At 66.4% G+C, this 1769-nt stretch carries 1 protein-coding gene; it reads right to left on the bottom strand.

Annotated features, from left to right (window positions below):
- The coding region (locus RXV86_RS22010; RefSeq protein WP_316302728.1) for a CHAT domain-containing protein at positions 1-1769 on the bottom strand (1769 nt) is incomplete at both ends.

Here is a 1769-nt window from a genome sequence, read left to right as displayed (position 1 = left end):
CGGGTGGCGTTGCGGGTGAGGATATCCCCGGCCGTGGCCATGCGTTGATCCACCGGGGTGGTGGCAAGCACATCTTCCAGTTCGTCCAGCGTGGCCTCTTCCAGCCACCAGGGGGAGATCCGGCGCAGGCTGGTCATGCAGTGTCCCAGGTCGTTCTCCATGAAGGTCATGCTGTCTTTCACATGGTTGCGGATCTGCGGCAGCACCCGGGCCTCGAACCCGTCCCGTAACCGGGCTTCGGTGCCCTCCGGCCAATCCCCGTTTGCCAGGCGGGCCTTGGCCCGCGCCAGCGCCACTTCAACCCGGGGCTCCCCGGCAATCAACTCATCGGTCACGATCAGGCTCAGTACATAGGCCCATAAGTCCGGCACCGGCGGCAGCGCCGCAATCACAACCTGGCTGCCGCGCCGCAAAAAGCCCGAGACGAGCCCGGAGGGCGATCCGTCCAGAGGGCGGTCCGCACTATGCCCACCCAGGCAAATATTGAGAAAGACCACATCGGCAACCGGGCCCTCGGACACGGTTGCCTCGTCGATCGTCTTGCCGGGTCCCAGCAGGATCACCGGACCGGTGTCAGGTGTTGCACCATGGCTGGCCACATGCAGGTAGTCGAGGGCCGTACCCTCCGGCCACGACGCCGGGAACGCCACTTCAGCCTGGTCTGCTGCCTGCCACATGGCGCTGACCGCATCCCCCTCGGCCGCGGCAAGAGGGATGTTCCCATCATCATGGCTCAGAACGCCGATGTGACGGGGGGCTGCGCCTGGCATGGTTGCAAGTGGCTCGGCCTCGGCCCCACCCCCATAGAGCCCGCGCTTCAGGGCGAAGAACACCAGCCCCGGATATTGCACGATCTCCAGATCCTCAGGGGCCCCGGCCGTCAGCCCTACGAGATGCAGCGCGCCATGGGTGATGCCAATCACCCGGCGCACCCCCTTCAGATGTGGTGCTAGCCGGGACCACAGATCCTTGTTCTGGTGCGCCTCAAGCGCTGGCCAGAACGCGTCAAGCTTGCGGGGTTCACTCACGACCTCCGGCCCTGTCGCCACCTCCCCCTGTTCCTTGCGGCCAAACAGACCAGCCAGGCGTTTGAGCAAGCCGGGTCCGCTGTCCACCTCGGCGGCTTCCTGCGCCTCCTCGGCAAAGTCTTCGTAGCTCGCCTGGACCATCTCGCTCTGCGGGCTCTCGAACCCACCCCGGCGGTAGCCACGGCCACCGGCGTGCCCGGCCGCCACGTCGCGGCAGAACCCCTGCATCACCTCGGCCGACTTCAGAAGCCCGTAACAGGGCACATGCTCAACACTGTCGCGCTTCATCAGCACCGCATGGGCATTGACCGCCATGTCTTGCTTGTTGTGCTGTGTCATCAGCACCAGCAGGGCTTCGTCCTCTGCCAGGCTGCCTTGCAGCGCCTCCGCATCCACCCTGGATTGTGGCAGGCTCAGAAGCTCGAACCCGGGCTCCTGCCGGGCGGCGTCCCTCAGCACCTGCAACTCCGCCTGTCGATCCCGGTAGGCCGCCATCTGCGCCTGGGCTGCCGGCGTGCCGCTCTGCATCCGTTCCGACATCTCCCTGAGCTCGCGCCGGGCGGTCTGGTACGCCGCCAGGGCCTCGCTGGCGATCTCGCCTTCGTCCAGGGCCAACCCGTCCAGAACAGCGGTCGCCACCTCGCGGCCCTGCAGCGCCAGGAGCACTTCCGGGATGACCTCGTGATCGCCATTGTCGAGGCAGAACTGCAGCCAGTTGGCATGAAACTCCGCGAAGTGACC

This window comes from Aliisedimentitalea sp. MJ-SS2 (assembly GCF_032586155.1).
Taxonomy (GTDB): Bacteria; Pseudomonadota; Alphaproteobacteria; order Rhodobacterales; family Rhodobacteraceae; genus JAWHTC01.
This window is presented reverse-complemented; position numbering and strand designations above follow the sequence as displayed.